Source organism: Marinobacterium sp. MBR-111, assembly GCF_040547585.1.
Classification (GTDB): Bacteria; Pseudomonadota; Gammaproteobacteria; order Pseudomonadales; family Balneatricaceae; genus Marinobacterium; species Marinobacterium iners.
In genome coordinates this window covers 1-13,576 of record NZ_JBEPQA010000042.1, presented here as the reverse complement: position 1 = coordinate 13,576, position 13,576 = coordinate 1, and the positions used below count along the sequence as shown (strand labels likewise).

General features: G+C 55.9%; 20 protein-coding genes. All 20 read left to right on the top strand.

The window, feature by feature from the left end; translation table 11 throughout:
- Positions 1-245 precede the first annotated feature (245 nt).
- The 20 genes from ABIE61_RS17775 (at position 246) to ABIE61_RS17680 (ending at position 13,484) form a co-directional block, all read left to right on the top strand.
- Complete coding sequence (locus ABIE61_RS17775) at positions 246-740, top strand: transglycosylase SLT domain-containing protein (protein ID WP_354411990.1); 495 nt, start codon at positions 246-248, stop codon at positions 738-740.
- Complete coding sequence (locus tag ABIE61_RS17770) at positions 740-1,051, top strand: phage holin family protein (RefSeq protein WP_354411987.1); 312 nt, start codon at positions 740-742, stop codon at positions 1,049-1,051. The genes ABIE61_RS17775 and ABIE61_RS17770 overlap by 1 nt, the downstream gene beginning before the upstream one ends.
- Positions 1,051-1,326, top strand: a complete 276-nt coding sequence (locus tag ABIE61_RS17765) for a hypothetical protein (protein WP_354411985.1) — start codon at positions 1,051-1,053, stop codon at positions 1,324-1,326. The genes ABIE61_RS17770 and ABIE61_RS17765 overlap by 1 nt, the downstream gene beginning before the upstream one ends.
- Entirely contained in the window at positions 1,323-1,730 is a 408-nt protein-coding gene (locus tag ABIE61_RS17760) for a hypothetical protein (protein ID WP_354411982.1), read from the top strand. Before ABIE61_RS17765 ends, ABIE61_RS17760 begins: the two co-directional genes overlap by 4 nt.
- The gene (locus tag ABIE61_RS17755; RefSeq protein ID WP_354411979.1) at positions 1,730-2,098 is read left to right on the top strand and encodes an HNH endonuclease; all 369 of its coding nucleotides are present in this window, start codon (positions 1,730-1,732) and stop codon (positions 2,096-2,098) included. Before ABIE61_RS17760 ends, ABIE61_RS17755 begins: the two co-directional genes overlap by 1 nt.
- Positions 2,099-2,185: 87 nt before the next feature.
- On the top strand, positions 2,186-2,668 hold the full coding sequence (locus ABIE61_RS17750) for a phage terminase small subunit P27 family (RefSeq protein ID WP_354411976.1): 483 nt from the start codon (positions 2,186-2,188) through the stop codon (positions 2,666-2,668).
- Between the two features lie 9 nt (positions 2,669-2,677).
- Positions 2,678-4,381, top strand: coding sequence for a terminase large subunit (locus ABIE61_RS17745; protein WP_354411973.1), 1,704 nt, complete (start codon positions 2,678-2,680; stop codon positions 4,379-4,381).
- Positions 4,375-4,566 (top strand): hypothetical protein, encoded by a 192-nt coding sequence (locus ABIE61_RS17740; protein WP_354411971.1) that lies wholly within the window; start codon positions 4,375-4,377, stop codon positions 4,564-4,566. Before ABIE61_RS17745 ends, ABIE61_RS17740 begins: the two co-directional genes overlap by 7 nt.
- The gene (locus ABIE61_RS17735) at positions 4,566-5,837 is read left to right on the top strand and encodes a phage portal protein (protein WP_354411968.1); all 1,272 of its coding nucleotides are present in this window, start codon (positions 4,566-4,568) and stop codon (positions 5,835-5,837) included. The genes ABIE61_RS17740 and ABIE61_RS17735 overlap by 1 nt, the downstream gene beginning before the upstream one ends.
- Positions 5,825-6,769 (top strand): S49 family peptidase, encoded by a 945-nt coding sequence (locus ABIE61_RS17730; RefSeq protein WP_354411965.1) that lies wholly within the window; start codon positions 5,825-5,827, stop codon positions 6,767-6,769. The genes ABIE61_RS17735 and ABIE61_RS17730 overlap by 13 nt, the downstream gene beginning before the upstream one ends.
- Positions 6,770-6,844: 75 nt before the next feature.
- Entirely contained in the window at positions 6,845-8,131 is a 1,287-nt protein-coding gene (locus ABIE61_RS17725; RefSeq protein ID WP_354411962.1) for a phage major capsid protein, read from the top strand.
- A 69-nt stretch (positions 8,132-8,200) separates the two neighbouring features.
- A complete protein-coding gene (locus ABIE61_RS17720) occupies positions 8,201-8,410 on the top strand; it encodes a hypothetical protein (RefSeq protein ID WP_354411959.1) in 210 nt (69 codons plus the stop codon).
- 13 nt (positions 8,411-8,423) lie between these two features.
- Complete coding sequence (locus tag ABIE61_RS17715) at positions 8,424-8,804, top strand: hypothetical protein (protein WP_354411956.1); 381 nt, start codon at positions 8,424-8,426, stop codon at positions 8,802-8,804.
- 3 nt (positions 8,805-8,807) lie between these two features.
- Entirely contained in the window at positions 8,808-9,344 is a 537-nt protein-coding gene (locus ABIE61_RS17710; RefSeq protein WP_354411953.1) for a head-tail connector protein, read from the top strand.
- Entirely contained in the window at positions 9,344-9,676 is a 333-nt protein-coding gene (locus tag ABIE61_RS17705; protein ID WP_354411950.1) for a phage head closure protein, read from the top strand. Before ABIE61_RS17710 ends, ABIE61_RS17705 begins: the two co-directional genes overlap by 1 nt.
- A 122-nt stretch (positions 9,677-9,798) precedes the next feature.
- A complete protein-coding gene (locus tag ABIE61_RS17700; protein WP_354411947.1) occupies positions 9,799-10,305 on the top strand; it encodes a BRO family protein in 507 nt (168 codons plus the stop codon).
- Positions 10,306-10,432: 127 nt separating this feature from the next.
- A complete protein-coding gene (locus ABIE61_RS17695) occupies positions 10,433-10,903 on the top strand; it encodes a hypothetical protein (protein ID WP_354411944.1) in 471 nt (156 codons plus the stop codon).
- Positions 10,904-11,282: 379 nt separating this feature from the next.
- Positions 11,283-12,470 (top strand): phage antirepressor N-terminal domain-containing protein, encoded by a 1,188-nt coding sequence (locus ABIE61_RS17690; protein ID WP_354411941.1) that lies wholly within the window; start codon positions 11,283-11,285, stop codon positions 12,468-12,470.
- A gap of 106 nt (positions 12,471-12,576) precedes the next feature.
- A complete protein-coding gene (locus tag ABIE61_RS17685; protein ID WP_354411939.1) occupies positions 12,577-13,137 on the top strand; it encodes an HK97-gp10 family putative phage morphogenesis protein in 561 nt (186 codons plus the stop codon).
- A complete protein-coding gene (locus tag ABIE61_RS17680) occupies positions 13,134-13,484 on the top strand; it encodes a DUF3168 domain-containing protein (protein ID WP_354411937.1) in 351 nt (116 codons plus the stop codon). Before ABIE61_RS17685 ends, ABIE61_RS17680 begins: the two co-directional genes overlap by 4 nt.
- Positions 13,485-13,576 lie beyond the last annotated feature (92 nt).

Here is a 13,576-nt window from a genome sequence, read left to right as displayed (position 1 = left end):
TCACACTGGTCACACTGGTCACACTGGTCACACTGGTCACACTGGTCACACTGGTCACACTGGTCACACTGGTCACACTGGTCACACTGGTCACAATCGACAGCAAGCCTCGCAATCGCGGGGCTTTTTTGTGTCCGAAATTCCTCGCCGTGAGGTGACACGCTACCGCTGTGAAGCGGCAGGCACCCGAACCCGGCGGATAACCCGGGTACCCCAATTTCTTCTAGCCGTTCGTGAGAATCGCTATGCCTTCCCAATATGATCAGCTGATCCAGCAGGCAGCAGAGACGCATTTGCCTGGTGTTGATTGGCGCCTCATCAAAGCGCAGTACATGGCAGAGTCCCGGCTTGACCCGAATGCGGTGTCACCGGCTGGGGCTCAGGGTATCGCGCAGTTCATGCCAGGCACTTGGGCTGATGTTGCCAAGGAGCTTGGATACCCGGCTGATATCACCCCCTTCGATCCAGAGGCGGCCATCCCGGCAGGTGCCTACTACATGGCGAAACTGCTGAATGGGTGGACTGCACCGCGACCAGAAATCGATCGCTACTGTTTGGCTTTGGCCAGTTACAACGCCGGCTATGGTCACTTGCTCAAGGCCCAAAAGGCTGCAGGTGGTGCGAACGACTATGCCCGCATCATTCGTGCGCTTCCGCAAGTTACCGGCCACCACTCAGCCGAAACAACCTCGTACGTAAAGCGCATCCTCAATTACTTCAATCAGATGGTGACTGGGTGATGCCTGAAAAGGATCCAACGAGCTATCAGTTGCTCACGTATGCCTGGGTGATGGCGCTCGCTTCATGGGGTGGGTTGGTTAATTACATCCGCAAGGTAAAAGCCGGTAAGGCGGAGAAGTTCAGCCTGATGGAATTGGTGGGTGAAATTGTCATATCGGCCTTCACTGGTGTTCTGACGTTCTGGTTGTGCGAACTGGCAAATTTCCCAGACCTGCTTACCGCTGCTTTTGTTGGGGTGAGTGGCCACATGGGAAGCCGTGCTATTGCCCTGATGGAAGACTCATTCAAGAAAAAAATGGGGGTGCGTTGATGCGTAAATCAATGATGGTGCTGGTCGTTGCTGGAACTTTGGCCGTTTCGGGCTGTTCTGCTCCTCGATTACAAGACGGTTATCAGCCGGGTGATTTAACAGGCATGGCCGTTGATGAGACGGAAGAGTTCATGGAGATGCAGGATCGTTACTGTTCAACGTCTGATCCCGTGGCACGCGCCATTCTTTTGATGCTGATTCGATCTGCAGTACCTACTTACCCCGCCGACGGGCTGTGCACGAATGTGCTCGATATCCTGGAGGCACGGCAGTGAAGTACTACAAGCGCAACTACAAGTATCAGCTTGCAGAGCGAGCCATCTTTCATACGCAAATCTATCCTGACAAAGAGCTGAAGACAGAGTGGATCACACTGCTTCCGGATGGAACGCTGATACTTGAAGCAGGGTATGCCTGGGATGGTGCCAGCGGGCCTACCATCGACTCGGACAGCACTATGAGGGCCAGTGCTGCGCATGATGCTTTGTACCAGTTGATGAAGTTGGGCCTATTGAGCCTCAGCTGGTTTGAAGAGTGCAATCGAGAAATGGTGCGCTGGCTGAAGAAAGATGGCATGTGGTACTTGCGGCGTCGGGCATGGTACCGAGCAGTCCAGAAGTTCGGCATGGATCACATGTTCCGAGAGCATGATGATCAGAAAGTTTACGAGGCACCCTGATGCCAGCGAAGCCGCCGCGTCCTTGTCGGGCACCGGCATGCGGACGCAAGACAACGGCCAGTCATGGGTACTGTGAGGAACACTCGCATCTGCACAAGCCGTGGGGAACGCGCAAGGGGTCAGGTCGAGGTGGTCGGCCATGGCGGCGCAAGCGTGATCGGGTGTTGCAGCGTGATAAAGGGCTATGCCAGCCATGTCGCCGAGGTGGTCGAGTGACGCCAGCAACAGAGGTTGACCACATTAAACCGGTTGCCGAGGGCGGTACAGATGCTGACTCAAACCTGGAGGCGATCTGCACCAGCTGCCACCGAGCGAAGACGGCACGAGAGGCGCAGGCCGCGAGGGGGAGGGGGGAGTCAAATCTCTGAGAGTTACGAGGCCGGACACCGCCGCCCAAGTCAAATTTTTACAGCCGCGAAATTGAAAATTAAATCCGGCGCGAACGGTTCTCATCTATGACACGCGGACGCAAGGCCAAGCCAACCAACCTCAAGCTCATTCAGGGCAACCCGGGCAAGCGCAAGTTGAATGATGCTGAGCCTTCCGTGGATGCCCTTCAAGAAGTACCGGCCGCCCCGGGTTGGTTGTCCGAACGCGGAATGGAAGCGTGGGATCATCTGGCCAGCTGGTTGGTTGGTTCCAAGATTCTGACCGCCACAGACCTGCATAACCTTGAGGCCTTCTGTTCTGCATACGGCCGCTGGCGTGATGCCGAAGAGCTCTATGCCAAAGAGGGCGCCGTGGTTACAGGCGCAACGGGCGGCCCAGTTAAGAACCCAGCCGCCACTGTAATCAATGAGTCCCTGAAGCAGATGGCTATGTTCGGATCCGCGCTCGGGCTCGACCCGGCCAGCCGGGTACGTCTCGCTGTACCCGGCGGGGGCGATGACAGCAACCCATTCGCCGAACTGCTCGGCAAGAAGCGGGGCGGGAAGTGATGAGACTCCATGGCCAGTTACCCGAACGTCAATGCCGCGAACAAGTATGCGCGGGACATCGTTGCTGGCCGCATTGCTGCATGCAAGGAGGTGCGGCAGGCGTGTAAGCGCCATCTCGATGACCTGAAGGCATCGAAGAAGCGCAGTTATCGATTCACCTTTGACAAGGATGAAGCCGAGAAGGACTGCGTATTCGTTCAGCTGCTGCCCCATACAAAGGGCCAGTGGGCACGTGAACGCAAGCTGATCGAGCTGGAGCCCTGGCAGAAGTTCATTTTCTGCTGTGTCTTCGGATGGGTGAAGAAGAAAGACGGCCTGCGCCGTTTCTCTGAGGCCTATTGCGAGATCCCGCGAAAGAACGGCAAGTCCGTTATTGCTGCCGGTGTCGGCATCTACATGCTGTGCGCCGATGGCGAATACGGTGCCGAGGTCTACTGTGGTGCAACCACAGAGAAGCAGGCATGGGAGGTGTTCCGGCCAGCAAAGCTGATGCTCGAGAAAACCCCGGCGCTGACCAACGCCGCCGGCATCGAGATCATGGCAAAGAACATCAGTATCCCCGCTGATGGCAGCCGCTTTGAACCGTTGATTGGTAACCCAGGCGATGGCAGCTCACCCAGCTGCGCGTTGGTAGATGAGTACCACGAGCACGATAGCCCTGATCTCTACGAGACGATGGTGACGGGGATGGGCTCTCGTGAGCAGGGGTTGACGTTCATCATCACCACGGCAGGCTTCAACCTTGCCAGTCCCTGCTACGACAAGCGCCGACAGGCCCAGCAGATGCTGGATGATGTGATGCCGAACGATGAGCTCTTCGCCATCATCTACACCATTGATGCTGATGATGACTGGCAAGACCCAGCCACGCTGCGCAAGGCCAACCCGAACTTCGGCGTATCGGTCAGCGAAGAGTTTCTGCTTAAACAGCAGCGCGATGCGATTCGGTATCCGAGCCGGACAAATGCATTCCTGACCAAACACCTGAACATCTGGGTATCAGCCCGCACCGCATGGCTCAACATGGCCGATTGGCATGCCTGCGGTCACCCTGAGCTCACACTGGATCAGTTCATTGGTCGTGAGTGTTGGCTGGGTGTCGATTTGGCCAGTAAGACCGACATTGCCAGCATCGCGCTGCTGTTCAGAGATAAAGACGAAAACGGCCGCGACCGGTGGATTGTGTTCACCCGCAACTACCTGCCAGAAGGCGCAATCGAGCGAGCTGGCAACAACCGGGCTGCTTACGAAGCTTGGCAAAACGCCGGTCACCTGGTCGTCACCGATGGTGAGGAAATCGACTTCGACCAGATCCGTGAAGAGATCCGGGACCTGGCGGCCATGTTCCAGATTAACGAAATCGCCTACGACCCATGGCGCGCAACCCAACTGGCCCACCAGCTGATGAAAGACGGCGCCGAGATCGTGGAATATCGCAACACCGTGCAGAACATGAGCCCGCCCATGCGGGAAATGGAAGCGGCAATCACCGGCAAGCGCTTCATTCACTCGGATGATCCCGTGCTTACATGGATGGCCAGCAACGTCACTGCCAAGTCAGACGCCAAGGACAACATCTACCCGCGCAAAGAGCGCAATGAAAACAAGATCGACGGCATCATCGCCATCCTCATGGCACTGGGTAGAGCCATGAACGCTGATCACGAAGCGCCAAAAGAATCCATATACGACACAAGCGAGGTCGCATGCTGACAGCTCTCATTTTCATTCTTGGCCTGATTGGTGCCGGCCTGTGCGCGTTCGGTGCCTGGCTGGTTTTCCCGCCGGCGGGCTTCATCGTGGCCGGGGTTCTGCTACTAGCGACCTCGTTCATGTACGCCCGTGCACAGGCATATACCCAGTTCATCCGGACGCACACCGATAAGGCTGAAGACTGATGTTTTTCCCCGGACTCTTTGCCAGCACCCGCGCAGATGGAATCTCGGCCACACCGGCCCAGAACTTCACCCAGTGGGTCAGCTCAATTGGCGGACGCCAGACATCAGCGGGCACTATGGTCAACACCAAAACGGCCCTTGCGGTGAGCGCGGTGCGGGCCTGCGTCACACTGCTGGCCGAGTCGCTGGCACAGCTGCCGTGCGAACTTTACCGGCGTGACGAAAACGGCGGCCGCACCCGTGCAACCGATCACCCGGTGTACGACCTGATCCACTCAGCACCCAACCGCAAAGACACCTCGTTCGAATACTACGAACAGGCACAGGGCTGTCTGGGGCTGGAGGGTAACCACTATGCGCTGATTGAGCGTGACGGCGCTGGCTACCCAATTGAACTGATCCCGGTACACCCGAAGAAGGTACAGGTGCTAAAGGGTACGGATGGCATGCCGTACTACCGCCTGACGGACTTGGGCGAAACGCTGCCCATGCACATGGTTCACCACATCAAGTACTTCAGCCTTGATGGCTATGTGGGTCTCTCCCCAATCGATACCAATGCAGATGCAATCGGTCTGGCGTTGGCTACCGAGCAACATGCCGGCGCCGTTTTCCAGCGCGGCGCTACCATGTCGGGCGTAATCGAAAGACCTAAAGAATCGACACCGATTGCAGATCAGGCCGCCATCGACCGCCTGCTGAGCAAGTTTGCCGAGCGCCATGCAGGCCTGCGTAACATGTTCTCAGTCGCGCTGCTTCAGGAAGGCATGACCTACCGGCAGCTGGCCATGGACAACGAAAAAGCCCAACTGCTGGAGTCCCGCAACTTCGGCGTCAACGAAGTGTGCCGGCTGTACAAGATCCCGCCGCACATGATTCAGCAGCTCGACAAAGCCACGTTCAGCAACATCGAACACATGGGCCTGCAGTTCGTCATCTACACCTTGTTGGCCTGGGTGAAGCGACACGAAGCCGCCATGATGCGCGACTTGCTGCTGCCGGCTGAGCGCAAAAACCACTACATCGAATTCAACGTCAGCGGCCTGCTGCGCGGTGACCAGAAGTCCCGCTACGAAGCCTACGCAATAGGCCGTAACTGGGGATGGCTGTCGGTTAACGATATCCGTCGTCTCGAAAATATGCCGCCGATCCCGGGCGGTGATCGTTACCTGACACCGCTCAACATGGTCGACTCAGCTCAAATGCAGCAGTCATACGAAGCCACACCCGAACAGATGAAAGACATCGAGGAGATCCTATGTCGCACATGATCAATTACCCGCATATCGCCTCGATGGTGTTCAACACCCCGCTGTATGCTGACCCCACTCTGGTGCGTGCGATCAAGGCAGTGCTTGAACCGCGCCTACTGGGTCGAATGGAAAGCGCCCCGACAAGTCTTGGCTTGGCACAAAGTCAGCCGGCAGTGGAAGCCAATAGCAACCATGAGGACCGCTATACCCGCAGCCTGACCATCGCAGGAAAACTCGCGGTCATCTCAGTGCATGGTGTACTGGTCCCGCGGCGTGGCGTTATCACGGCATCCTGTGAAGAGCTGATCAGCTACGAATACCTGAGCGGCCAGATCACCGCAGCCCTACGCCATGAACTGGTAGAAGAGATCGTTCTCGACTTCCACACCGGCGGCGGCTCCGCCATGGGCTGTAAGGAAATGGCCGACTTCATCCGAGCCAGCACCCAGATCAAACCGATCACCGCCATTATCAACTTCGCGGCGTACTCGGCCGGGTACTTCCTGGCCGCCGCCTGCAGCAAGATCATCTGCAGCCCGACCGGTGGTGTCGGTTCCGTGGGCGTGATCATTGAGACATTCGAGGTCAGCAAATGGGAAGAAGAAGTGGGTATCAAATACAACACCTTCTACCGCGGCGGCCACAAGAACGACTGCTCCCCGCACGAACCCATTACGGATCAAGCCGTGGCCGAAATCGATAAACGCCTCGACAAGGCCTATGCCATCTTCACCGGCTCGGTTGCTGAATACCGGGGCCTGGATGTGCAGGCCGTCATTGAAACAGAAGCCCGGCTGTTCGATCCCGAAGAGGCGCTTCAGCTCAACTTGATCGATGAGATTGCCCCGGCACAGGACGCCATTAACGCAATCGCCCAACGATACAAATCAACCCCTACGCGCAGCATTCGGGCACAGGCCCGCGTGTACGACACAGCTTGCAAGATCTAGCCACGCGGCGGATCTGCACCAAACAGGCGGCCACTCGGTCGCCTTTTTTATAACCAGCAATGACAGGTGACACCTATGAATATCATCGAACTCCGCCGCAAACGCGCTGAAATCAACGCATCTATCCAGGTGCTGGCGCAGGCAGAACAGGAAAACGGAGAGCTGACGGCAGAGCAGCTGCAACAGTTCGAACAGCTGACCACCGAGTTTGACCAGCTGAGCGCCCAGATCAGCCGCTTGGAAGCAGCTGAAAAAGCACAGGCGGCAGTAGCCCAACCGGTCGGTTCATTCAACAACGGTAATGCTCCAGCCGTCCATAGCAAGGCAGAACTGAAGCAGTACCAGGGCGCCAAGATGGCACGACTGGCCATGTCGGTAGCGGCAGCCAAAGGCGACATGGAAGATGCCGCCAAATTCGCACGCACTGAAATCGGTGATGCGGATGTGGCCATGGCAATCGAAACCAGTGCCGGTAGCGGTGGTGCACTCATTCCGCAGAACATTCATGAAGAAGTGATCGAGCTGCTGCGTGCGCGCACCGTGGTACGCCGCTTGGGTGCCCGTCCGGTACCGCTGCCGAACGGCAACCTCAGCATGCCGCGCCTGAGCTCCGGTGCCACGTCCGGCTATGTGGGCGAGGGTAGCGACGTACTGGCCACCGAGTCACAGTTCGATGACGTGAAACTGTCGGCCAAAACTATGATCACGCTGGTGCCGATCTCCAACCAGATGATTGGCCGGGCCGGTTACAACGTCGAACAGATCGTGCTGAGTGACATGATCGGCGCCATGTCCGTGCGTGAGGACAAGGCCTTCCTGCGTGATGACGGTACCAGTGATACCCCGGCAGGCTTCAAGAAGGTCGCAACCGATGCAAGCCGCACTGTTGACTGGGCAGGTGCTACAGCCGGTCTGGCCACTATTGATGCGTTTCTGGATTCACTGATTCTGAAACTCATGGAGAGCGACAGCCTGCTGATTCAGCCGGGCTGGGCACTGAGCCCGCGTTCCTACATGAAGCTGTTCGGCCTGCGTGATGGCAACGGCAACAAGGTGTATCCGGAAATGGCGCAGGGCCAGCTGAAAGGCTGGCCGATCCTGCAGAGCACGACCGTTCCGGTCAACCTTGGTACCGGTTCCAACGAAACCGAGATCTACTTTGCCGACTGGAATGACGTTGTGATCGGTGAGCAGGAGAACATGAAGATCGACTTCTCCAAAGAAGCCACCTACAAGGATGCCGGGGGCAACCTCGTATCGGCGTTCGCTCGCAACCAGTCCCTGATCCGTGTGGTTGCCGAGCACGATATCGGCTTCCGTCATCCGGAAGGTCTGGTACTGGGTACCGGCGTCACCTGGTAACCACCCCTGAAGCGGCACGGCTCCGGCCGTGCCTGTTTCACTACCCATTCAAAATACAGGTAAGCAATCATGGCGAATCCACAAGACCAGAACAAAGCCGCACCGAAAGCGACTCAGTCAAAAGACGAGCGCGTAACCATCACCTTCACCAAGCCGTTCAACCGCTACTCCCGGGGCGATATTGCAGGCTTTCCTGCTGACCGTGCGAAGCACCTGGTTGAAGGTGTGAAGGTTGCGGTAATGGGCGACAAGCTGCCTCAGCCAAAAGCCGCTGAGTAAAACGGCACTCAGTATGAGTAAGCCAGATACCCCAGCGCCCCTCACCCAAGAGCAGGCGCTGGACCTGATTGAAACCCACCAGATCGGCCAGGCCGAAGTCATTGCACTACGCCGTGCCATCTGTGGGTTTGTGGTTGATGCCAATGGCGCCGAACACCAGCTTGAAGAAACCTGCGAGCACCTGCGCACCGCAGACCAGCGCCCGGGTGCTGGCGGCAACTTCATCGACCAGGCCAAGCGCCGCATCGGCTCAGCCATGGCGCGCAAAAGAGGCGGCCACTGGTGCGGTGACTGCGGCTGCCCGCTGGCCAAGAAAACCACCATAGGGTTTGACCCGATCTCGTCGCAACCCGCAATTTACGAACGGGCCCGCTGCCCCCTGAAAAAGTGGTGAACCATGATCACCCTGGAAGACGCCAAAGCGCACCTGCGTGTCCAGCACTCAGCAGAAGATGCACTGATCACCGCACTGATCGACTCGGCCTACCGTCACGCAGAAACCCGCACCGGCCGTGTCTTCGACACGCAGACTCGGACGCTGGTGCTGGATGGCTTTGGCTCTACCGCTGGCGCTATCGAACTGCCATGGACGCCGGTGCAATCAATCGAAAGCGTCGACTATGTAGACCCAGCCGGTGATACCCAAACCCTGAACACACCACCGCTGCGGCTCGACACTCGGCAGCTTTACCCGTTGCTCATGCCCCAATGGGATACCGACTGGCCAGCCACCATTGACGAGCCAGAAAGCGTCACCATCACGGCCACCGTGGGCATGAACGAAACACCCGCAGACGTACGCGCCGGCCTGCTCCTGCTGATCGGCCACCTGTACGAAAACCGCGAATCCGTCGTAATCGGAACCATCAGCAGTGAGCTGCCAATGGGTGTCTCTATGCTGCTGGATCCGTACAAAATCATGAGGGTTGGCTGATGCGTTCAGGACGCCTCAATACACCGGTGACATTCGAGCGCAAGGCCGGCGGCAAGGACCAATACGGCCACCCAACAGACGACTGGCAACCGGTTCCCGGGCTGGTCGATATCTGGGCCAACGTCAAACCGATCACCGGTCGTGAGCGCTGGGCCAGCCAGCACGTCACCAACACCGCCACGCTGGCCGTCACCATCCGGTACCGCGACGACATAACCCCCGACATGCGCATTGCCTTCGGTAACATGCGCCTCGAAATCGTGGGCCCACCAATCAACCTGGACAACCGCAACCGGGAACTGGTGATCACCTGTGAAGAGGACAGCAACTAACGGGAGCTGGCCAAAAACGTTCTATTTATACCCGAACAACACCCCTAGGCTGATCACCGAATGGCAGATTCAGGCTTCGTCTGCTCCGGGGTGTTCCTATTTCAGAAGCTTGGTATTCAGCCATGAAAGACCTGACTTTCCAGAACACTACTTTGACCCTGATGCCGATTGATGGAGAGGTTTGGATAGCCGCGCCGGAGTTGGCCAGGGCGCTTGGGTATGCACGCTCAGACAAAGTGACCCAGATTTACAGCCGCCATAGCGACGAATTTTCCGAGAGCATGAGCATGACCACCAAACTGAGGGTCAAGGGGTTTGGTAATGGAGAGAGTGAAAAGGATGTCAGGATATTCTCCCTGCGCGGCGCTCACCTGATTGCCATGTTTGCTCGCACTTCAGTCGCCAAAGCCTTCCGCCGCTGGGTGCTGGATATCCTGGACGCACTCCACAACGGCGGAGAGTACGTCATGGAGCGCTACCGCAAAGTAAGCGCCGAATACAGCGAGAGTGAGCAGATCGCAAGCCGCTGCGGGAAAGGCCTGAACCGCTGGCGCCACGAAAAGCCAAGGCTGAAATCGCAGCTTGAATACTGGCGGGAACGACAGCAGCTCTGCCTCGAATTGAACTAGAGCCTGCGATTGGGAGGGTTTTTTATGGTCGTCAGGAGGGGTGGACAGCAACTGATGGAATGCTTTGTACTAATGTGCACCTGTCGTTAGTATTGAGGAGTCACATACTCAATAACAGGAGTTGCGCATGGAGTACAAGGAATGCCTGAAGTGTGGGCACCGTAACCAAAATGTTCTTGCTGGTGATGCTGTGAAGTGCCCTGAGTGTGGTGCTTATTACGCCAAAGTTGAAGCCCAGCTGAAGCGCGAAGCTGACAAAGAGCGTGCTGAAGCGGAGCGAAGGGCTCGTGAACTAGATGCGAAACGACCAAAAACACAGGTTAAAACGTACAAGGGTAAGCAAAGCCGCGCAGTAAAGGCATTTCAGAAAGAGGCTGAACACCTTGAGTCTCAAGGTTATCAGCCCGCTAGTGAGCTATGGGAAGCCGGAAGATGGAATGCATTTCAGATTCTTGTATGCCTAATGTTCGCATTTTTGTTCCTGTTTATCCCGCTGATTGGATGGTTAATAGCTTTATTCTTGGTTTTCTACCTTCTTATCGCAAGACCTCCAGGTACGTTGACGGTGACTTACAAGCGTGACGATCAGGCGGGTTGATCCGTGCTGTACAAAAACACACGCAAATAGTTACATATCGCGCCTGCTGGCGCTGAGGCATCATAAGCACAGTGGCAGCAGGGCGGTTGTGTTGAGTCGCAGCCGCTTTGCTTGAGCCTTGACTCTCAGCAGGCGCAAAGCTATCGTTCGCGTGTCGCTGCAAAATCAGCGATCGGGATTGGCCTCCCGAAAAGTCGGCGGACACGACCGCCATCAGAGCGGTTTTTTTGTGTCCTGCACATGGTTTGCCAGTTATGGGCGGGCCGTGTGGGCACTCGTAAGAGTGGCCGGTGTTCCGACTTCCGGTAGGCCAACCCGCACGGTTCCGTCCACCATTTGGCCTTGGTGACGGACTTTCATTAAAAGTCGGAGTCATGCCATGAAAACCACTGCTCAAGTAATCCCGTTTCGTAATCAAGAACTTTTGCTCGTCAATAATTCTGGTGAGGCATTCGTGCCTATGAAGCCGGTGGTCGAGGGCATGGGGCTTGCCTGGCAGTCTCAGCATCGCAAGCTGATGACTGGCCGCTTTGCATCAACCGTCACCGAAATGGTGATAGTTGCCCAAGATGGTAAGCAGCGTGAAATGACATGCCTCCCGCTTCGTAAGCTGACCGGCTGGCTGATGTCGATCCACCCGAACAAAGTTCGTCCTGAGTTACGAGACGGCATCATTGCCTATCAGAATGAATGCGATGACGTGCTTTGGTCATACTGGAATGACGGAATAGCTGTTCGCCATGATGACCGTAACATTAACACGCTGCTCGGACAGACCATCGGCACCGACGGTTTCCGCTGCTTGGGTGCAGTGCTGGATGGAAAGGTGCGTAGCCTGCCAAAGCCGATCCGCACAAAGGTTAAAAACCACATCTGGTCACAGGTGCACAAAGCCTTCAGCGTAGTATCAGCACAGGATATACCGGCAAACAGTATGGATGCAGCACGCAACTTTATCGCCGCATACGCTATCGAGGGTGAATGGATTGCCGCAGCAAAAGACGACGCGAGGCGGAACGCACTGACCAGTGAACAGCTCGCGGATATACGCCACCTGCTCAATGCCAGTCGCGGTGTTAAGCAATTGTGGGATGGTGGAATAGGTCGCCTGGTTGCCGCAGCCAACTGGAATGTCTATTCGAACACCTATGGCCACATTGAAGCACTGGATGATATAGGCCGGGCACTTTCTAAATCACTAGGTATATCGATATCAACTGACAAGGTATGCAGTACCGGCGTTGTCAGCCGAAACGCAGATAAGCACCGTGATGAATTGATCGACTATGCAAAGCACTTCAAGAGTAGTTGTACGCTGGTTGAACACGGCTCGTTTGAACCGGTCAGAAAAGGAAAGCTCCACGAAAAAATAGCAGCACAAAAGCACCGGTTGCTGGCGCTGGCGAAATCAGTATCGCCAACTGATAAGGGCTATGATGCCTACCTGCTCTTGGAACTGAAATCTCTGCAGGAGTTGGAATCGCGCAATAAATCTCATTACCTGGTTGGCATGGGGCTGTGGCATATGGCACTTCGCCGTTACATTGAGCCTGTTGTACCAATGTAGCAAGTAATCTGCTGCACCAAACCACCCGAGCCCGCCATTGCGGCCTCGGGCGAAATGCTTTCAAAACCCGCCATCGTGCGGGTTTTTTATTGCCCAAGGATACGTCATGGCGAAAGCGACAAATTACGAAGTTCAAGGTTTGCGCGAATTAGAGCAGGCACTGAAAGACCTGGGTGATCAGGTTGGCGTGAAGGTGTTGCGATCGGCATTGCGTGATGCAGGCAAGCCGACACTCGAGCGGGCGAAAGCTCTAGCGCCAGTCTCAGACTCTGCCCACAAAGGATACAAGGGCAAAGTGCAGCAGCCTGGCGAGCTGAAGAAAGCCTTGAAAATCCGCACGCGGCTGAGTCGTCGAAACCACTCAGTGTTTGCATTTATCGGTGTGCGGTCGAAAGAAGCATATTACGCCCAGTTTGTTGAATTCGGCACAGCGCCTCACTACGTGACACGGGGTGCCAAAAGATCGCGCGGCACCAAATCAGGTGCCAAGCACAGAAGCAAGCCAAGGCGCATGCATCCCGGTGCAAAACCGCACCCGTTTCTTCGCCCAGCCTGGGACCAAACAAAGCACAGCGCATTAGATATTTTCAAATCCAGAATTCAACACCGGCTACAGCTGGCACAAAAACGTGCAGCCCAAAGGGCTGCAAAGGCTAAGTTATCGTGAACGAGCAACAGCTTTATACGGCTCTGAGCACCAGTGCAGATATAACACAGCTTGTGAATTCAGATGATATTTACAACGGATATCTTCCAGAAAGTGCAAAACTTCCGGCAGTGACTTTTTATTATGTAAGCTCTGATCCCGATAACACATTGCATGACGGTTATACAGGACATGCCTTAAGCCGTTATTCGATCAATGTATGGTCAAAAAGCTACCCACAAATTCAAGAATTACGCGCTGCGGTTAAAGCTGCAATGGCGGGGCAGGTATTGCAAAGCGATATACCACTGCATGAACCAGACAATCAGCTTTATCGCTTTGTTCTTGATTACACCCTGTATGACTGATACCTGAATCAGTGAATTCATCTGCTATTGCCGTGCCACCGCATTGAATATAACCACATTCTTTAACACCGCTCGATCTTATCCGGATTCTG